Raw genomic sequence first — 20579 nt, 5'->3', positions numbered from 1 at the left:
TATGGAAGCTTTATCATTTCAAAATGTTGCTCAATCTATCATCAATGAATCAATAAAGTCGGCTATTTTTATTGATGATATGATACCTGGTTTATTTAGCTCCGAAGAAGATAAAGAAGCCATTTGTCAACCTATGTATGAATCTTTTCAGGCTAATCAATGTTCTCTTGATTTTTTTAAATTCACAAAAGATTGGGCTACAAAAAGCAAGTTAATCTTTGAAAGAAAAGATCTGGTTGTGCTAGATTGGGAGCTTGAAAATGAAGTTCCAAAGTATAGGTCTACACTTGAAATAATCGATGGCGCAGTTAGGACAGATAATTTGCACTTTGTTTGTATCTATTCTTTAACACCTAATGCGACTCAGGAAATACATTATAAAATATTAGCCTACTATTGTGGGAATGAAAAGACAAAGGCAATTGCTGATATTACAAGTTTCAAAGAATATGTTGAAAATGAATTAGGTGAAAACACTGATGATATCTTACCTAGATTAAAAGACCTACTTAAAAGAAGAACATTAGGAGCTATAGATAACAAATTGTTTAATACTGAATTCTCTAACTTATTTGGGAAAAATCAAGGGAAAGTACGTGCCTATATAAATAATATTTTTTCTAGTAACAAGGTATTCGACTCTATTATAAGATTTGGATTTGCTCTAAATGAAGAATATTGTTATAGAAGTGAATTTAAAAGCACATATATAGTGTACGATACAAATAGTAATTATTTACAAATAAATAACACTCTCTTTGCAGTATTTGAGAAAAGTAAAAGCAATGCAGATGATTTATATAGTCACTTTTGCCAGGCAATAATAAATTCCAAAGAAAATTTCCTAACTCTTATGAGTTTGGAAATAAGAAATAAAGTTTCTGAAAGATCCTCTTTCATTGGAAAGGAATTAAGTAAAATAAAAGAAAAGGCTTTTTTTCACCATATGGATACTATTGAACCTGAGACTGCTTTTGATGAATATCTTATCGAATTGTGGAAAAATTACAATACGGATTTCCTCTATACTGATAAACCTATGATATTTAACACTCTCAGTGATTATAAAAAAACAAAAGGGACTGAAGATGATGTTGACAATAATGATTTGGCTAAATTAAACTATCATTATAATATACATCATAGTCGTTCTTCTGATAGAAATATTTCATTTGGAGATATGTTTAAAATAGATAAAGAAGGAAACAATGAATATGTATTATGTATTACACCGCACTGTGACTGTTTAAGACCTGACAAAATAAATGGGTTGTATTATTTTGTCAAGGGACATAAAACTTCAATTGACAGAGGATTATCTGACTCAGATAGTGGTTATTTTTCTTTTATTAGAGAAAAAGACGATATTGTTTGTGTTGAATGGACTACTAAACCATTTACTCTATATCTATGTGAAAATCAAAGAAATATATCCAAAGTCAATTCTATAGTATTTGGTGCTGATATCTACGATTTTTTGTTTGTTGGAACAATTAAAGAAAATTACACACAACGAGTAACAAATAAAGCTTTCTCAAATCCGATTAGAGTCGGTATCTCCTTTGTTCGAAGAGAGACGGATGATTCTTGTGAAAAATATATTAAACGTATCTGCCCTCATTTAAAAGAAGACTAAATAAATATGTTTATTATAGAGAAAGAGTATACAAAGAATGACATCTATAACTTGCTAAATGTTCCACTTGAAAGTCAAAAAGGTTCATGGGATACAGGATATCGGAGTTATAATGGAGATATTTATATATTTGCGAACATAGGTACGGCTGGTCGTACTGGTGTTAATCATGGTAATTATTGGGATAAAGACAAATTAGTCTGGTTTGGGAAAGCGACTTCGCATAAAGAACAAAAACTTATTAAAATGATGATATCAAGTGAGGTTAATGTTCACATGTTTTTCAGAAATAATTCGTCAAATGCATTTACATATAAAGGATTAGGACATGCTTTATTATTTGAAGGGGAAAAACCAATAAAAATTGTATGGACTTTTTTAGATCTTACTAAGAAACCTTCTGAACAGAAATTACCAATTTTCGGATTAGATGAGATATATCAGGTTTACAAAGAAGGAAAGAAATCAAAGTCTGAAGTATATTTATATCAAAGAAGTTTATCTGCTAGGAAAAAGTGTATTGAAATATATGGGTGTATTTGCAGTGTTTGTGGATTTGATTTTGAGAAAACATATGGTTTAATAGGACAGGGATTCATTCATATTCACCATATTAATCAGTTATCAGAAATAAAAAATGAATATATTATTGATCCAGAAAAAGATTTAGTACCTATTTGTCCTAACTGCCATTCAATGTTACACAAGCGAAATCCGTCATATACTATTGAAGAGCTAAAATCTCTTATAAACAAAAGTTGAATATGTCAGATATCTATTCAAAATCAAAACGTTCTGATATTATGTCTAAAATCTCAGGAAGAGAAACTATGCCAGAGATTTTAGTACGAAAGTTTTTGTTTTCAAGAGGTTTTCGATTTAGAAAAAATGTAAAAGAACTACCTGGAAAACCTGATATTGTACTCCCTAAATATAAGACTGTTATATTTGTTCATGGATGTTTTTGGCATGGGCATTCATGCAAAAGGGGTAGGTTACCTGAAGCAAATCATGTGTTTTGGCAAGAAAAAATCACAAAAAACATAGAACGAGACTTTCGCAATATAAATGAATTAAATGAAAAAGGATGGAATGTTATTGTCATTTGGCAATGTGAAATAAAAAACAAAGTAAACATAAATAATCGTTTGGATAGATTGATTGAAGAAATCAAAAAATAAGGTCATCTAGCGCCAATCTAAGACATCTGCTGTCACTCGCATGAAAAACGGGTGGCAGTTTTTTTATACTCCATACCTTTAATTTGACAATCAAATATTTACTCATTTAAAATCAAAATCATGGATGTAAATGCAAACAAATCCACTTCAGATGAACAGATGATGGACATTCTTCTTGTCTTAGACAAGGATAAAAAAACAATCAGTGCTGTAAAGGGTATTGACGAAAACGGAGAATTGCAAACCGTTCCGCCCAAACAGGAAAACAACAACCAGTTCCTAAAAGTGGACAAACAAGGCAATGCCTTTGAAAATTTCTTAAAGAATTTCTTTAATCAATTAAAAGACCCTACACGCTTCACTTTCTTTAAAGTTGCTCCCGAAGAAGCGGAAAAGACCGTCAAAGTCATTCAGGAAAACATCAATAATCCTACGCCTGTTGCTGACGAAATGCTGGACAAGCTGCGTGTTGAACTCAAAGAGCTTAAACCCGAAGTTCACAAAGAATCTGTGGAACAGAAAACCTCTGATGCCAACAAGTATTTTATCGACCCCAACAAAATCAATTGGGACGAACTGAAAAACTTAGGCATCACCAAAGAACAGCTTGAAAAATCGAAAGCCTTAGAACCTATGCTTCGTGGTTACAAGTCGCCTTCTACATTCCCGATTGAAGCCAATTTTGGTGTAATTATTATGAAGACAGATGCAAGGCTTTCGTTCCGTCCCGACAACGATGGTAACATTGTATTGGCTATTCATGGTATCCGCAAAGTTCCCGAACTTGACCGTCCGTTCTTTGGTCATCAGTTTACGGATGAAGACAAAAAGAATCTGTTGGGAAATGGAAACATGGGACGGATTGTCGATATTAAAAACTACTGCACAGGAGAACTTATACCTTCTTTCGTCAGTATCGACAAGCAAACAAACGAACTGGTTTCGATGAAGGCTTCTTCGCTCAAACTACCTGATGAAATAAAAGGGGTAAAGTTAGATGAGAAACAGAAAGCAACCTTGATAGAAGGGAAAGCCGTGTGGCTTGAAAACATGATTTCGGCTAAGGAGAAACCTTTTTCTGCTTTGGTTCAAGTCAATGCTGAGAAACGTAGCCTAGAATTTATCTTTCCAAAAGAAACACAGCAACAAGAAGTGTGTATTCCCAAAAACCTTGCAGGTGTGGAACTATCCGAAAAACAGCAGGCTGATTTGCAGGCAGATAAAACAATCTATGTAAAGGGGATGAAAGATGGTCAGGGAGAAGAATACAATGCCTACATAAAAGTAAATCACGAAAAAGGCAAACTGGATTTTTACAAATTCAATCCTGACAAGGCTAAAGAGAAAGCCAAAGAAGTTACCCCTACCAGCGAACACAAAACACAAGTCGCAGTTAATTCTGAAGGTAAGACCAACGAAGCCACGAAGCACATGCAAGAACCTTTAAAGCCCAAACAGGATAAGCCTACAGAAGACCAAATGAAAAAACAGGAAGAGAAGCAAGAGCAAAAAGTCGGAACTGACAAACCTAAGAAATCCCAAGGTCGCAAGATAAAATAAATCAGTATCTTTACCACAGAAAATCTCATTATAAATAGATTTTACGCTATCTGAAATTGAGATTTTTTGTGGTTGGCACCTAGTGGGTACATTGGATGCATTTTTAACACTTTACATATATGGATAAATTATTACATAAGTTATTCTTAGATTCAATAGATACCTTTTTCAAAAATGATATTGATAACATATTATCAGATGTTAATGAAAGGAATCTATGCGCAAGATTGTCTATTTACTTGGAAAGTATGGCAAAAAAGAATAAGATAAATGGCTATTATGCCGATGCAGAATACAATAGAAATCAAGGCAAAGTTAAAACTATATTAGATGAGAATATGGAGGTTGTTACTGTGAATTGTGATGTAATATTACATAGTAGAGGAAATAATACTCTGCAAGATAATCTCATTGCAATTGAAATGAAGAAGTCAAGTAGACCTCAAGAAGAGAAAATCAATGATCGTAAAAGATTAAGAGCTTTAACAAAAGATAGTTATGATAACATTTGGTCTTATGATGGAATGGCTTTACCAGAACATGTTTGTCGTTATATATGGGGATACTATATTGAACTTGATATAAAATCACGGAATTGCATGTTTGAGCAATATAAAAAAGGTGAAAAAGTAACCGAATGGCAAATTAATTTTTAATTTTTCAAAACCGTTCCCTTATCAACTTATGTACATCCGAAGCCTTATAGTAACACCTGCCATCATCCAATTTGATATAAGGTAAAATGCCTTTGGTACGGTAACGCTGCAAAGTACGTAGGCTCACTTTAAGTAAAAACATCAAATCCTGATTATCCAAAAGCTGTTCTCCATCCAAGCAATTACGCTGGGTATTCAGTCGTTCAACTTTTTTGTCTAACATATCGAACCTATCCATCATGCGTTCCATCCAAGCTTCAAAATTTTCTCTATCTATATTCATAACTGCTGATTATATATGTCCTTTGATAAAATAGCTTTGGTTTGATGGGTCTTTGATGATAATATCTTTTTCCCGCATAAACCGGATATAACTTTTTGCTGTACGTTCCTTCACATCCATAATTTGTTGAATTTGCTCACATAAGTCGATGTAAGTAATAAAAGTCTGTTGTTCGAAAATCTCACGGGCAACGCTTACCAGTTCTTTTTCCTTTCGTTTCTCTTTTTCTTCACGGGGCTTTTCACCAATATACAGATGCATACCAGCATCCTTATTCCATGAAAACTGCATTAATGGAACATCCAACGGGCTACCTTCACGAACTTTCAGTGCTTTCACTACGGATACAGTTGGATCATTATCTAACTCTATAGAAAGTATGGCCGCAGCTTTACGTTGCAATTCCGAACCAAGATGTCCCCGTAACTTCAACCCGTTAGGCACGTAGTGAAGTACACAGATAATACAAGTTTGATAAATACCTGCTAATCGGTAAAGCTCATCTACTACACGCAAACTTTCAGCTTCATCATTGGCAGAATGCACTAAGTCGGCAATACCGTCAATAACCACCAATTGTATTCCACCATACTGGTAGTAGAATTTATCCATACTTTGTACGATGGCTTGTAGACGTTCTTTTCGAGACATCCCTGTCAGGCAAAAGGCTTTTAACTCTTCAGGTTTATCTCCCTGTTTTGCTCGTTTAATAAGGTTTGTAACATTTTTAAACAGTTGTACTTCCGATTGTTCGGTATCATAAAGCAACACGGCTTTTCGCTTGATATTCTCACATACATTGATGCCTAGCGTATCAATCTGGATATCTTTTTGACGAATTGAACCTGCTAACAATGCAGCCACATAATTACTTTTACCAGTTCCTTCACCACCAGTGACACACAAGATATTTCCTTGAGTTCCCAACGGCACATCTCCGGCAGAGATGATTTCTTGTGCCTTTTCCGGAGGGTTACTAAAGTCTATTTCGCATGATTTGAGCATAGTCATGGTATCGCTATATAGAGTATCCAAAAACTCAAGAAACAATTTCAAAAAGTCTTTACGACTGTTCCCAATCCTAAAATAATCAGATATATCTTTCTCTTCTTTTATTCCTGAAAGTGGCAATAATAGACGTTTTGCAGTATATTCAGCCAACTGTTTTTCGTGCTTTCGGGAACTTTCAAGTCCTGTTTTATCCACATCATAAAGCAGGACAATATGCTTAAAGCGGAAGGTTAATTTGTAGATAATATTTGCAGGGATGTTTACGGTTTCACTATTGAAACAAATAGCATGAAATCCTTTGGCAGCAAGAGAAAGAACATCTTTCTCACCACCAGTGATAAACAACGTATCCCCTTTTGCGGGTAACTGTTCCAGACCAAAACAGTAGTTGTCCCCAATATCTCCGCCATACAGGAAACGAAGTTGGGAAAAAGGACGATACAGTTTAATGAACCGCTTACCTTTGTATCCGAATATAGGTTCATCTTGGGAAGAAGTAAGCGTATATGGCTTGCCTTCCTGAGTCTCGCTTTGAAATGATTTTACAGAACATACTTTGTACTGAAACAACAACTCCGGACTGATTCCATATTGTTGCCAGAAAAAGAGCTCTTTTGCCGTAAAATTTTGCTCTCGGAATGAATATGTTTTGGACTTCTTTTCCTGTTGATTTGGGAAAGTTTTTACAGGAGGAATATGTGCCGATGCATCTTCTGATATACCCAGCGACAAGTCACGATTTATGATTTTCAGTATTTCAACAAAATCGTTAGCATTGTTGCAATCCAGACCTCTTAATTGTCCAACAAAAAAGAAGCAATCACCACTGTATTGGTCATTGCCGAAGTCTTTCAACTTATAGATACAGCCCTTTCGGTCAAAATAAATATTACAGGATGCTTTTTTATCTTCGTATAGCGGATTGAAGAAATTTCGACCAACACGCCACTGACAGGTAATGTAATGTTTGAAAACATTCAGACCATTACTTGTTCTTTCTAAGATTTCTTCTTTCCTTAACATAGAGTTTGTGATTTGTTACCAGATCATTTAAACATTCCGAATTGCTTCTTATAAGCCGCTCTTCCAGCATTCGCTTTATCTCGCCGATTTTATAGAAATAGCGACCACGAATATTGGAATAGGCAATTGTTCCCGACACCCGAAGTCGTTGCAGTGTCTTATCGCTTATTTTCAGGAATGTGCAAACTTCATAACTATCCACCCATATTTCATCCTCATTAATATTATCTTCTTCCTGCTTATTGAGGATATAGTTTGCAATAGCATTTATTTTAGCTTCCAGCTCTTTGAACGCTTTTGACTCTATCGTAATGACATCCATAATTGTAACTATTTGATATGCTTTGCAAAGATCAGAAGTAATGAAATGCTGAATTCACAAGGTCTTCCCAAGTTGGGGATTTTTTTTTTGCAACGAAGAATAAGTGGTTGATTATATGACTGCAAAAGAGAATTGGTTATCTAAAGAAGTGTATGGCTGATGGATAAATAGCTTTGAATAGAGCCATAAAAACAAAAATCCCAAGTTGGGTGCAACTTGGGAACATCGGTAAAATATCTAATTCTCTATTTTCTTGTATACTTTACTTGTACAACTCCGTTTTCATAGCTTGTACATTCTTTCAAATCCCATTTTGATTCCTGTTGATTAGCGGGGAACAAAGGAATGCCATTTCCAAGCATAACAGGTACTGTCGTGATTATAATTTCATCAATCAGGTTGTTACTTAAGAATAGCGATATGATTTCTCCACCTCCTACAAGCCAGATATCTTTGTCTTGCTTTTTCTTCAGTTCTGATACAGTTTCAATAGTATCATCCGAAATAAAACAGATATTGTCTTTTTGAGGGTTTATTGAATTTCGTGTTATCACATAGGACATCTTACTTTCGTAGGGATAAATTACATCCATATTCAAAATATCCCGATAGGTTTTTCCTCCCATAATTACGCTATCAACAGACTCTAAAAAATCAGTGTATCCATAATTTAAATCAGGGGTAATTGGATATTCCATCAACCAATCCAAATCTCCATCAGCACGAGCAATATAACCATCGATGGATGCTGCTATATATAATTTAATTTTTCTCATTGATGCGATGTTTATATATAATAAAAAAAGTGTGGAACTCGCATTGCTCCGCAACGAGGTACTGGTATACCCGAAGAACGAAACAAGCAAGCCCACACCATACTTTCGTATAGCATGAACATTGCACATTTCGTCTCGTTCTTCTAAAAATTACCAGTTTTCGTTGCGAGACGTTCAGTGAACGTTATGTTATATTCTTAAGGAGAATTACCTCCTGATATATTTTTATTCTTCATGCAAAGATAATTGTTTTCATTGAATTACTTGCTATCCGCCTCATTCATACGATTGATGAGAGCGTTTATCAATTTGTTGAGATAAACTGTACGATCTCCTTTTCGACCTCTAATCTCTAAATAAACATGATATAAATCGCTCAGGTCTACATTGAACATTTTCTCAAATAATGAGGCTAATGTTTTCAGTTCTATATTTCCAGAATTGACACTCTCTGCCGAATGAATAGAGTATATCAATTCAACAAGTGCCACTTTTTTGTCTGTCCACTTTTCTTTAGAGAATAGTCCAAGGGTTTGATTATTATCAAACTGATGCTTCAAATTCAATAGTCTGCAATTCAGATAAGCTGCCAGCATATCATTTGCCAGTAGTTTAGCAACCTTGAAATCAAAGTTGGTAGAGAATAGCGGATCACGCTCAAAATAGAAACTTTCCAGATTCAATTCCATTTCATTTCTCCCTCTCAGAAAATAGTATTCATCCAGTATGGTTTTTCCTGACCGATAATATTGAATGAAATCCGCATTCTTACTACAGAACAGATTAATATGGTCATGCTCTTTTTCAAAGTATGACTGTACTGTGCTATAATTGGATACAGGCAAATTTAGTTCGATCTGATATATTTTCCGGAGATAGATTAACTTGGAAAATAGCTTTGGTTTAGTCTCCTTGAAAAATCTAATTTCTTCAAGTTTTGAAGGAAAAGTATAAGCTGAAACTTCTTTTTTGAGTTTAAGGAATCCTTCTTCCAACAGCAATACTATTTGAGGTACATCTTTTATCACATCAGATATCTCCAATTCTTTTTCTTGAATTAGAGTATTAAGATCTTCCGATATCTGATGTATGTGATTCATTCTTTATATTGTGTAAAGCTATTTTTCAGGTATGTATTCAAATACTTGCCTGTTATTGATTTCCCACAGTTGATTATATCAGCAACTTTCCCATCAAAGACGATTTTGCCTTCATTTTTTTCAGTGACACCAATGTCGATTATCCAGTCGGCTCGGCTAATTACATGAAGATTATGCTCTATGACGATCAACGTGCATCCTTTGTCAAGCAAGCGGTTAAACAATCTCATCAACCTATCTGTATCCGAAGGGTGAAGTCCAGTTGTCGGCTCATCAAACACATAAATTTCTCCTTCTGTTTCCAACGCAGTTGCCAGCTTCACACGTTGGCATTCTCCGCCTGAAAATGTATTCAGCGGTTGCCCCAGTGTAATATAATCCAGACCAACTTCCGATAATCTTTCAAAAGCCGGTTGCAGTTCGCTTCCTTCAAAGAAGGTGGTTGCTTCTGAAACCGTTAACGATAAAATTTCGCTGATGTTCTTGCCTTGAATCATATACTTTAACACTTCCTGTTTAAATCCGCTTCCGTTGCACTGTTCACATGGAGTTACCACATCATCCATAAAAGCAAGGTCGGTATGAATTTCACCCAATCCCTTGCATTGCGGACATGCACCTTCGGAGTTGGAGCTGAAAAGTGAGGGCGAGACTTTATTCTCAGTAGCAAAAAGATTGCGTATGCTGTTCATGATACCTGTATAAGTAGCAATATTGGAACGCCTCTTGCCCTGAAGTGCCGTTTGGTCGATTAGTTTAATGTCGGGATATTTTTCCACAAGCAATTCATCTATCAGTGTGCTTTTTCCCGAACCAGCAACACCTGTGACAACCGTCATAACACCTTTCGGTATCTTTACGCTGATATTATGAAGGTTGTGAAGACTGACATTCGCCAAGTCTAAATGCCCTCTGTGTTGTCGTGGAGCTGTGTTTAGCGCCGTTTTTGTTGATAAATACTTTCCTGTTAATGTGCCTGATTTTTTCAGCCCTGCACAATCACCCTGAAACGTTATTTCCCCACCTGATTTCCCTGCACCCGGCCCAATATCAACAATATGGTCAGCAATGGAAATCACATCGGGATCATGCTCGACAATCAAAATAGTATTGCCTTTGTCCCGAAGATTTAGCAGCAGCTTATTCAATCGGTCAACATCCGCCGGATGAAGTCCTACACTTGGTTCATCAAATATGTAGGTGATATCCGTAAGGCTGCTACCCAAATGGCGAACCATCTTGATGCGTTGTGACTCTCCACCCGAAAGCGTAGATGTTTCCCTGTCAAGACTTAAATAGTCCAAACCAATATCTGACAAATGCTGCAATTGTGACGATAATGCTGTAACTATCGGAGTTGATACCGGAGTTCTTTCTATTCTGTCCATAAATTTAAGAAGTTCTTTTACAGGCATAGCACAGCAATCGGCAATATTCATTCCGAGTATCCGACATTTCAATACTTTCTGATTCAACCTTGCTCCATTACATTTCGGGCAAGTACGTTTCTGAATAATATTTTCAAGTTCTTCCTTGTAGTTTTCGTCAGCTGACTTTGAATTTCGTTTTAAAAAAGTACGTTCCAAGCGAGGTATTACGCCTTCATATTTTGAGGTCTTATGCCATTCGGGAGCTGGATTCTCCAATTTAAGGCTCTTTACATAAAGAAGATTATTCCACTCTTCTTCGGTATAGTCTTTAAGCTTCTTATCATTATCGAAAAGTCCCGAATGTACATAACGTGTCCAACGCCATCCACCCGGCTCAAAGGTCGGAAAGCGAATTGCTCCTTCATTCAGTGAAAGATTCCTGTCAAAGAGTTTTGCAACATTTATATCGTTTACTTTTCCTAATCCTTCACACTCACTGCACATACCTTGCGGATTGTTGAACGAAAAAATATTGGAATAACCCACAAATGGTTTTCCTATTCGGGAGAAGAGCAAGCGGAGCAATGGGTTTATATCGGTTATCGTTCCTACAGTTGAGCGGGCATTCCCTCCGATACGCTTCTGATCTACAATAATAGCCACTGATAAATTTCTCAACTCATCCACATCCGGCTTACCATAATGTGGCAGCTGATTGCGGATATAGCTGCTGAACGTATCGTTGAGCTGACGGCTTGATTCGGCAGCTATCGTATCAAATACGAGAGAAGATTTACCTGAACCTGACACCCCTGTAAAGACAGTTATTTTTCTTTTGGGAATAGCCAACGAAATATTCTTCAAGTTGTTTTCCCTTGCGCCTGATACAAATATTTGACTCTTATCTTCCGGGTTTGAAAAAATATCCATATCTTTGAAGTTAACATGATTAATGATTAACAAAGTTAACCAATATAATTGAAATGGAAAAGTCTTTTGAAGAAATATATACCGATTTTCAATGTGCCATGATTGCTTGGTTCAACAAGTTTTATATGGTTGATGGTATCACTGCTACTCAATACTATATCATGGATATTCTGCGTATGAGTGGTGAAGCGTTGACGACTACCGAGATAGCTCAAAAGATGCACGTATCAAAAGCAGCTATTTCCCGACAAGTGAAAAAGTTGCTTGAGGTTGGGCTGTTGGAACAAAAAAGAGTAGATGAAGATCGAAGAAATGTAAAACACATTATCACGTCTCAAGGCGCAAAATTCATGTCAAATGCGGATAACTATAGGCATTCGATGATTGATATAATTAAATCAGCTTTGACCGAAGACGAACTGAATAATTTTTCGTTCCTATGCGAAAAGATCGTTACGAAAACTAAAACGACTGCATAGAGCAAATATTTAAAGAAATTAAACTCAAATGAAAGTCAATAGTTTGTAAAGAATAAAACGGAATAAAAACTAAAATACTACTGATATGAGCAAAATAGTACTGTATATAGCAACTACTTTAGATAACTTTATTGCCAGAAAAGATGGAAGTTTAGACTGGCTATACGCACTGCCAAACCCAGATAATATAGATCATGGATATAATGATTTTTTGAAAACTATAGGGACAATAATAATGGGAAAAAGAACTTATAATGAGATTATTGGTTTTGGTGTTGATTGGCCTTATACAGGAGTTAATTCTTATGTAGTAACAAGTGATGATAAATTCAAAGTCTCTAGTCCGGATACATATGTTTTGAATGGAAATCTTAACAATTTAATTTTGGAATTAAAAGAGAAATCAGAAAAAGATATTTGGCTAATTGGTGGCGGACAACTTATAACCTATTTTCTAAACAACAATCTATTAGACAGAATGATTCTGACTATAATACCAGCAATAATTGGTGGAGGAATATCGTTGTTTCCTAACAATCCTAAAGAAACGGAATGGGTACTGTCAAATGTAGAACAGTTCAAAACCGGAGTTGTAAATCTAACTTATGACAAAAAATATTAATCTGACAATTTTAGCATAAACTACAATATCTATTCATGATGCCATAATTATTTGATTGCTTGAAAATAAAGATATTTATCAGAATATTCGTATCTTTGTAATTGTGGAAAATAACACAATAAATATAATTAAGATTATTTAATTATGGATATTAACACAATTATAAATAATTCTCCTGATACAATTCAAAGAGGAATAGCAGATCGGGTTAAGGAAAGACGATTAGAATTAAATCTAACGCAGAAGGCTTTTGCCAAACGTGCAGGAGTTGGATATGACGCTTTCCGTAAATTTGAAAACACAGGAGAGATAACACTTCGTAATCTTATTTTATGTGCAATAGCATTGGATGATGCAGAGGCTTTTACAGAACTATTCAATAAAAAATCATATCAGAGTATTGACGACTTATTAAAGACTCAGGAAACGAAGAAAAGAAAGAGAGGATCACGCAATGAATGAGGTAAAGGTTATTGAGGTTTTTATGAACGATACAAAAGTCGGACGAATCGCATTGACACCCGATTCTCTTTGTGCATTTGAATATGATGCTGCTTATTTAGTATCCGGCAGTTCTATTTCACCATTCAATCTTCCTCTCAAAAAAGAAGTATTTATAGCCAAACGGACACCTTTTGATGGAGGCTTTGGCGTATTTGATGATAGTCTGCCTGATGGTTGGGGCAATCTAATTTTGGACAGGTACTTAAAAAGTAAAGGCATTAATCCGCATAAGCTCACCTTACTTCAAAGATTAGCTTTAATAGGCAGCACGGGACGAGGTGCTTTGGAGTATCGACCAGATTACAGTGAATCGGCATTAGATGAGATAATCAATTTTGACAACCTGGCGACTGAAGCAGAGAAAATTCTTACAACCGATTATGAAGGAGACTCCCTTGATACACTGTATAAATATGGAGGATCTTCTGGTGGAGCAAGACCCAAAGTCTTTGTAAAGAGTGGTGGTAAAGAGTGGCTGGTCAAGTTTAAGGCGACAATGGATCCCGCTAATGTAGGAGAAATAGAATACCAATATTCTTTGCTTGCTCAGAAGTGTGGCATTAAAATGCCGGAAACAAGACTGTTTGAAGGAAAGTATTTCGGTGTAGAACGATTCGACAGGACATCGCATGGAAAGATCCATACCGTAAGTGCGGCAGGATTGTTGAATGCAGATTATCGTGTACCATGTCTCGATTACGGAGACCTGCTGCAATTATGCCATATCCTGACCAAAAATATGGAAGAGGTTTATGACTTATTCCGTCAGATGGTATTTAATGTTGTTATTAAAAATCGGGATGACCATGCCAAAAATTTCTCATTCCAATTGATTAATGGGGAATGGAAGCTATCTCCGGCTTATGACCTTTTGCCGAGCAGTGGATTTAACGGATTTCATACCACAACCATTAACAATAATGGCGAACCGACAACGGATGATATGATGACAGTTGCTTTGAAAGTTGGTCTTAACAAACAGCGGTCAACTGAAATAATAGAAGAGATAAATACGATTGTCAGAGAAACCCGGATTTAAATTAGTGCAAGGTGCAAGTCTATCTATATATAGATGCTTGCACCTTGCACTAAACATAAAATATTAATAATCAAGAATATTGTTCTCTCAAAAATAGTTAGTATATTTGAACCTAAGATATATGCAGACAAGCATAGGTCAGAAGTAGACAAAATGGGCGTTTTTTGATGTGTCTAATTCGTTACCTATAGCAAATTTATAGCTTTAATTTATTGACTGGCAGTCATATATAGAGATTGGTTCACTTCCCTCTCTCTCCGCATAATAAGATGAGGAATAAATAAAGATCCTGGAATTCAATAAATTTCAGGATCTTTATTTTCTGTAATATATCAAAAAAGGTTAATTCGGGGGCTGAGAAATAATAGGAAATACTTTTGGTATTTCCTATTATTTACTAAAATTGTCAGATGTAGGTTGGGGGCGATTTATTTAGCAGTAGCTTCTACGTATTCCTTACCTTCTTCATCCAAGATAACAACTTTAATGCTTTCTTCTGATTTTGAAGATAGGGTTACTTTAGTAAGTTTCTTATCTGCGTTGTAGGCAAGAGCTGTAACATTATAAGATTCGGTGTATCCTTGTATTGCAGCTTGTACTTTCTCATTCAAATCTTCGAACTTCACGTCTACATATCCATCATCGTTTGTTTGATTGATAGCAACAACTGCATTATTTTCACTAGAGAAACTTTGTACATTTGCAAAAGCTGATGTTCCAAAAACTATCGCAATGGCTAACATCATAAATTTCATTGTTTTCATGTCTTCTAATTTTTAAATTACTATTAATTAGGTATATAATGTGTAATCTTCAGTTACACTATATAGTTTGCAATAGCTATGCCAAAACAAAGAGGAATATCTTTTGTTTTTGTAATGTGTTTATATATAGCTGTATACTGTGGTTTTCTTTTAGTGAAGAAGAATAATCGAACTGTGGAATTGTGGAAAATTTCTACAATCTAAGTTGTAGAAAACTAAATAGAATCATTATTTGTTCGTTTTATATATAGAAAAGACTAAGGAATGGTAGAAACTCCCGAGAAAAATATAAGATTCAAAGCTGTGTTGATATATTTAATCGTAGCTCTTATTTGTTGCGGAATGCTCATTTATATATATAAACTTAGAGACGATATTGATGATCAAAAAAGAAGTGTTTTGCAATACTATAAGGAGTTGTCACTTGTAAACAAGCTGGTTGATTCTGTAAACGCATCGCAATTGGAAGTGAACCTTTATGTGTCATCGAAACAAGTAAAACATTATAAACTTTTCAATGAAAGGCTAGATATTGTTCGACATTTAATGGATTCTCTAAGTCATATAAATCCACTACATGATGAGAAGCTACAGCAGATCAATAATCTTTTGGTACAGAAAGGTGTGATTGTATCAAATTTGAATAAGCAGTTTAGCAATAAAAACCCAATCGAATCAATAAATCAAGTGTTGAGGGATATTGATCCTGTTATCAAGAAAGATACAGTTTTAGTTACTGCTACCATACAAGATACTATAATCTATTCGGGCCCTAAAAAAGGTTTTTGGAAAAAACTGGGTGAATTATTTTCATCATCAAAAGGATCAGATACTGTAACTTCTATTACTACTGCCAGATTGGATACATTGACCATGCCCAAGAATGATACACTTCATATAGTATCAGAAGTCACAGAAATAGCAGAGCAAGCTAAAGATGATTATGTAAAACGCATTATTTCAATCGAAAATAATTTAAGTAATCTGATTGTAGCAGATCAAGAAATATCTTCTGAGATTACAACATTACTTATTGGTTTGTATAACCAGACCGTACAGACAAGACTTGATGAAATTCAGAAAAGCGAACAACTTATACGTGATAATAATACTTATTCTATAATAAGCAGTATTGTTTCTCTTATCCTCATTTTTATATTCATATTGCTTATAATAAGTGATGTAAATAAGAGTTATAGGTTGCGAAAGAATCTAGAGCAGGCAAACCAAAGAATCAAACAGATTATGGATAGCCGTCATAAGTTATTACTGTCTATCTCTCATGATATTAAAACGCCTCTTAACTCTATCCTCGGAACATTAGAATTAAAGAAATCAAGCAATGATTTTCTTGCTGATGATATCCGTATGATGAAGGATTCGGGAGAATATATTCTTGCACTTTTAGGAAATTTATTAGAATTTTCGAGTATTGAACAAGGTACTTCGAATATATCGAATCGTGTCTTCAATTTACATGACCTGTGTCAGCAGATAGTCGATATGTTTATTCCTTTAGCCAATAAAAAGGATCTAACATTGTCTTATTCATTTGAATTCGATGAGAATTTGACATTGTCATCTGATTCTCTAAAAATCAAACAAATACTAATAAATATCTTATCCAATTCGATTAAGTATACATCTGAAGGCTCCGTTCAATTTGATGTAAAATATTCTAACTCGATATTATATTGCATTATAGAAGATACGGGCGTAGGTATTCCTGAAAATCAGGTTAAAGATATATTTCTACCATTTAGCCGGATAGATCAAAATTCACATTTATCCGAAGGTTCGGGTTTCGGGCTATATGTAGTTAAAGGCTTAGTTGATTTATTTCAAGGGAATATAAAAGTTTCTTCAGAAGAAGGGAAAGGAACAAGAACGGAAATATCTATTCCTGTAAGCGAGGTCTTTGTAAAGGATAGTTTCATTCCTAAGAGAATATTAATGGTAGACGACGATATGTCTTATCTGATTATTATTCGTAATCTGTTGTTAAGCCTAGGGCATATACCATCTACTTGTAATAATATAGATGAATTTGACGCGATACTAGCTGAAATTGATCAATATGATGAAATCTTGACGGATATGGAAATGGAGACTTTTAATGGTATTGATGTTTTAAATAGGATAAAATACAATGGTATAAATATACCGGTTACAATAGTTACGGCCCGAGAAGATGTGGATTATGACGACTTTATAAGGATGGGTTTTAAAGCCTATGTTAAGAAGCCTATATCCACGAATGATCTTAAATTGTTGTTTGGAGGGCAAATAAAAGATGAAGTGAAGGCAGCTTTTAGTTCACTTAATAAAATTCTGGAAGAAGATTCAGATGCTTTACATGAGGTTCTGGTATCTTTTGTTCAATCAACAACAGAAAACGTAAATAGACTTAAACAGGCTCTCCTCAATAGTGATTTTAATACGACTCAGTTTATTGGTCATAAAATGCAGCCGATGTTTACACAACTTGGGGCTGTTGATAAGTTAGATATATTGAAGAAATTAGATGCACATCGTTTAGATGCTACTTTAATGTATCCTGAGTGGGAGAGTGACGTTCTCGAACTTATTGAATATGCCGAGCAGATAATGACTGATGTTCAAAATTATTTGCATTCTCATTAAATATCCATACCATATTGATGCATTTTATTGTAAAGGGTTTTTCTATCAATATTGAGTAGGTTTGCTGCTTTCGTTTTATTTCCCTTTGTTATTTTCAGGGCTTTGAGAATTTGCACCCGTTCATCTATTGGCAATAAGATTTGCTCTGTTTGCTTCGGAATTTGGATAAACTCAGGTAAGAGATCTGGAGTAATTTCTGTTCCTTTTGTAAACAATACTGTTCTACGTATTACATTCCTTAATTCTCGAAGATTTCCGGGCCAGTGGTATTCTCTTAGCATCGACATACATTCTTCCGAAAACCCCTCCACCTTTCGTTCCAATTCTTTATTGGCATCAGTTAAGAAACTATTTGCAAAAAGAACAATATCATCTTTTCGCTCGCGCAAGGGTGGAACTATGAGTGTAAATTCATTTAATCTATGGTACAGATCTTCTCGGAAACGTCCTTCGGTGATAGCTGTTTCCAAATTTTCATTCGTTGCAACTATCATTCTTACATCTACTTTTATGTCTGTGGCAGAACCCACCGGGCGTATTTTTCGCTCCTGTATGGCTCTTAATAACTGAACCTGAACCTCATAAGATAAGTTTCCGACTTCATCAAGAAAAACAGTACCTCCTTCTGCTTGTTCAAATACTCCCTTCTTGTCTGCAATAGCAGAGGTAAATGATCCTTTAAGATGTCCAAATAATTCACTCGGGGCTAATTCTTTTGATAGGCTACCACAATCCACAGCTATAAACTGAGCTTGTTTTCTTTGACTGTAATCATGTATCATTTTAGCCGTATATTCCTTTCCTGTTCCGCTTTCTCCTCTTATAAGTACAGACAAATGTGTTGGTGCTACGAGTTGTATATGCTCATACATTTGTTTAGATAAAGCACTGGTGCCATAAACGATACGTGTAGTAGAAAGGATTTCCTTTGGTATTTGAGTTGGAGTGTGATTTAGAGCTTCGTCTATTTTTGATTTTAGGACTTCCGGGTTTATGGGTTTTTCCATATAATCAAAAGCTCCTAGTTTAATAGCCGAGACAGCACTTTGAACTTCTCCGTAGCTCGTCATAACAATAACAGGAGTATTAATTTTCTTTTCTCTGATCCAAGTCAGTAACATTATACCATCTCCATCAGGAAGTCTTAGATCTGTGATAATTAACGAGAAATCAACCTTTAATAAATCTTTTTTAGCTTCTTCTACAGTCGATCTAACCAATGGGTCAAATCCATTTCTATTAAACCATTTTTTTAGGACAATTCCGAATGTATTGTCATCTTCAATAATTAAAACTTTGGAAGCCATTATTCTTATCAGTTAGAGGGATATTCTCTCAAAATTATTTGTTTTTATTTTCAGACGAAAAGCTTTTATTCATAATTAACACTAATGAATAAAATGCTATTAAATCCACTGTTAAATCAAAGTTGTATAAAACAGCATATAGTTAAAGGGTATCAATACCCCTTTAACTATATTATTAGATTAATATTAATTATAGGTTTCTGTAAATGAGGTTTATATATGAATGTGTGAATCAATTCCATTTAAAGAGTTTCATACCTATAACGAAACAGATAATTCCAAGAGCCGATAAAGAACAAGTCGGATAGATCACTTCCATCCATCCTGCTCCCTCATTAAAAATACTGCGAATTCCATCGGTTAGTGCCGTTAGAGGAAGTAACTTAATTGTACTGATGCTCCATTCCGGGAAATTATGGTAACTAAAGAAGATACCAGATAACAACATCATAGGCATTTGTACAGCATTAATCCATCCAGTACCTACCTCCGTTTTAGTAGTACGGGATGCAACTAAGATGGCAATTCCAGTAAATGCAAGGTTGCCGGCCAAAAATAAAACAATCAACGCTCCGATGTTTCCTTGGATATGAATGTCGAATATTAGCCATGCAAAAAACAGAAGAATCAGAGACTCAACTACATTCATGAGAATACGCACAAACATCAATGCAAACAAGAAATTCGATTTCTTCATTGGTGTCGCAACCATCCGTCTTAACAATTTCTGAGATCTTCGTTCGATAATTGTATAACTAACTCCCCACATGATAGAGCTCATGAGCCCGAAAGCAATTAGCCCCGGTATGAGGAAGTCAATGTAACGAACACCCAGTAATGTCAATGGTTGAATATTGGTGTTTTCAGCATTCATGCTTGAATCGGGTGATTTTACCAATGCCGAAAGTTTCATATATGCTAATTGAGACTGAGAGTTGAGCGGGTCGAAATGATAAATGGCTTTTCCTAACGAATCTGTAACAATCACATCTGCTTCACCCCTCTTTAAGGAGATGATAGCCGAATCCCAGTTGCTTTGAGAGAACTTAAATACGGTATTACCCAGTTCTTTGTTGCTAATTTTCCAATTTAGGACGTTCCCTTCTTTACTCTGTCCATTTTTTCCATAAATATTGAGAAGTGAATCTAATTCGGTTTTATTCTTCTCAACAAGTATAACATTAAATTTTGATTCTGTTTGTTGTGTAAAAGCCAAACCCAATCCAATGGAGATGAGTACAGGAAAGATCATACCCCAAAAAAGAACTTCCGGTTCACGGATTGTTAATAGGAATTGGGTCTTGAAGAGTTGATATAGTTGATTTGTTCTGATTGATTCTTTTATTGACATAATTGAAAGTATATAAGTGTTA

The 20579-nt window shown here is 35.1% G+C and carries 19 protein-coding genes; 10 read left to right on the top strand and 9 right to left on the bottom strand.

Annotated features, from left to right (window positions below):
* Position 1 precedes the first annotated feature (1 nt).
* The 5 genes from HMPREF9456_RS11485 (at position 2) to HMPREF9456_RS11465 (ending at position 5033) form a co-directional block, all read left to right on the top strand.
* Positions 2–1636: a response regulator receiver domain gene (locus HMPREF9456_RS11485; RefSeq protein WP_006843704.1), complete on the top strand. Its 1635-nt coding sequence runs from the start codon at positions 2–4 to the stop codon at positions 1634–1636.
* Between the two features lie 6 nt (positions 1637–1642).
* Complete coding sequence (locus HMPREF9456_RS11480) at positions 1643–2398, top strand: HNH endonuclease (protein ID WP_006843703.1); 756 nt, start codon at positions 1643–1645, stop codon at positions 2396–2398.
* Positions 2399–2400: 2 nt separating this feature from the next.
* Positions 2401–2817: a very short patch repair endonuclease gene (locus tag HMPREF9456_RS11475; RefSeq protein ID WP_006843702.1), complete on the top strand. Its 417-nt coding sequence runs from the start codon at positions 2401–2403 to the stop codon at positions 2815–2817.
* A 120-nt stretch (positions 2818–2937) separates the two neighbouring features.
* Positions 2938–4377: a DUF3945 domain-containing protein gene (locus HMPREF9456_RS11470; RefSeq protein ID WP_006843701.1), complete on the top strand. Its 1440-nt coding sequence runs from the start codon at positions 2938–2940 to the stop codon at positions 4375–4377.
* 119 nt (positions 4378–4496) lie between these two features.
* Positions 4497–5033 carry a hypothetical protein gene (locus HMPREF9456_RS11465; RefSeq protein ID WP_006843700.1) on the top strand — a complete coding sequence of 179 codons (537 nt, stop codon included), beginning with the start codon at positions 4497–4499 and terminating at the stop codon, positions 5031–5033.
* 4 nt (positions 5034–5037) lie between these two features.
* On the opposite strand, the gene HMPREF9456_RS11460 is transcribed toward HMPREF9456_RS11465, so the two are convergent.
* The 6 genes from HMPREF9456_RS11460 to HMPREF9456_RS11435 all read right to left on the bottom strand — a co-directional run bounded on the left by HMPREF9456_RS11460 (position 5038) and on the right by HMPREF9456_RS11435 (position 11848).
* A complete protein-coding gene (locus tag HMPREF9456_RS11460; RefSeq protein ID WP_006843699.1) occupies positions 5038–5316 on the bottom strand; it encodes a helix-turn-helix domain-containing protein in 279 nt (92 codons plus the stop codon).
* Between the two features lie 9 nt (positions 5317–5325).
* Entirely contained in the window at positions 5326–7350 is a 2025-nt protein-coding gene (locus HMPREF9456_RS11455; protein WP_006843698.1) for a bifunctional DNA primase/helicase, read from the bottom strand.
* Positions 7313–7672 (bottom strand): helix-turn-helix domain-containing protein, encoded by a 360-nt coding sequence (locus tag HMPREF9456_RS11450; protein WP_006843697.1) that lies wholly within the window; start codon positions 7670–7672, stop codon positions 7313–7315. The genes HMPREF9456_RS11455 and HMPREF9456_RS11450 overlap by 38 nt, the downstream gene beginning before the upstream one ends.
* A 245-nt stretch (positions 7673–7917) precedes the next feature.
* Positions 7918–8448: a dihydrofolate reductase family protein gene (locus tag HMPREF9456_RS11445; RefSeq protein WP_006843696.1), complete on the bottom strand. Its 531-nt coding sequence runs from the start codon at positions 8446–8448 to the stop codon at positions 7918–7920.
* A gap of 260 nt (positions 8449–8708) precedes the next feature.
* Positions 8709–9548 (bottom strand): RteC domain-containing protein, encoded by an 840-nt coding sequence (locus tag HMPREF9456_RS11440; RefSeq protein ID WP_006843695.1) that lies wholly within the window; start codon positions 9546–9548, stop codon positions 8709–8711.
* Entirely contained in the window at positions 9545–11848 is a 2304-nt protein-coding gene (locus HMPREF9456_RS11435; protein ID WP_006843694.1) for an ATP-binding cassette domain-containing protein, read from the bottom strand. The genes HMPREF9456_RS11440 and HMPREF9456_RS11435 overlap by 4 nt, the downstream gene beginning before the upstream one ends.
* A gap of 53 nt (positions 11849–11901) precedes the next feature.
* Here HMPREF9456_RS11435 and HMPREF9456_RS11430 point away from each other — a divergent pair, with 53 nt between their 5' ends.
* From HMPREF9456_RS11430 to HMPREF9456_RS11415, 4 genes are all read left to right on the top strand, one after another.
* Positions 11902–12327, top strand: coding sequence for a MarR family winged helix-turn-helix transcriptional regulator (locus HMPREF9456_RS11430; protein WP_006843693.1), 426 nt, complete (start codon positions 11902–11904; stop codon positions 12325–12327).
* Positions 12328–12412: 85 nt separating this feature from the next.
* A complete protein-coding gene (locus HMPREF9456_RS11425; RefSeq protein ID WP_006843692.1) occupies positions 12413–12949 on the top strand; it encodes a dihydrofolate reductase family protein in 537 nt (178 codons plus the stop codon).
* Between the two features lie 144 nt (positions 12950–13093).
* Positions 13094–13411 (top strand): helix-turn-helix domain-containing protein, encoded by a 318-nt coding sequence (locus tag HMPREF9456_RS11420; RefSeq protein ID WP_006843691.1) that lies wholly within the window; start codon positions 13094–13096, stop codon positions 13409–13411.
* Positions 13404–14492: a type II toxin-antitoxin system HipA family toxin gene (locus tag HMPREF9456_RS11415; protein ID WP_006843690.1), complete on the top strand. Its 1089-nt coding sequence runs from the start codon at positions 13404–13406 to the stop codon at positions 14490–14492. The genes HMPREF9456_RS11420 and HMPREF9456_RS11415 overlap by 8 nt, the downstream gene beginning before the upstream one ends.
* Before the next feature lie 428 nt (positions 14493–14920).
* On the opposite strand, the gene HMPREF9456_RS11410 is transcribed toward HMPREF9456_RS11415, so the two are convergent.
* A complete protein-coding gene (locus tag HMPREF9456_RS11410; RefSeq protein ID WP_006843689.1) occupies positions 14921–15256 on the bottom strand; it encodes a hypothetical protein in 336 nt (111 codons plus the stop codon).
* 264 nt (positions 15257–15520) lie between these two features.
* Between HMPREF9456_RS11410 and HMPREF9456_RS11405 the strand changes: the two genes are divergently transcribed.
* Positions 15521–17899 carry a hybrid sensor histidine kinase/response regulator gene (locus HMPREF9456_RS11405; protein WP_006843688.1) on the top strand — a complete coding sequence of 793 codons (2379 nt, stop codon included), beginning with the start codon at positions 15521–15523 and terminating at the stop codon, positions 17897–17899.
* Here the strand turns inward: HMPREF9456_RS11405 and HMPREF9456_RS11400 are convergent.
* Complete coding sequence (locus HMPREF9456_RS11400) at positions 17896–19206, bottom strand: sigma-54-dependent transcriptional regulator (protein ID WP_006843687.1); 1311 nt, start codon at positions 19204–19206, stop codon at positions 17896–17898. The two genes, HMPREF9456_RS11405 and HMPREF9456_RS11400, sit on opposite strands and share 4 nt — an antisense overlap.
* Before the next feature lie 232 nt (positions 19207–19438).
* Positions 19439–20557, bottom strand: coding sequence for an ABC transporter permease (locus HMPREF9456_RS11395; protein WP_006843686.1), 1119 nt, complete (start codon positions 20555–20557; stop codon positions 19439–19441).
* Positions 20558–20579: the final 22 nt, after the last annotated feature.

The organism is Dysgonomonas mossii DSM 22836 (genome assembly GCF_000213575.1).
GTDB lineage: Bacteria > Bacteroidota > Bacteroidia > Bacteroidales > Dysgonomonadaceae > Dysgonomonas > Dysgonomonas mossii.
Note: the sequence above shows the minus strand (reverse complement) of the source record. Positions and strands in the feature narration are given on the sequence as shown.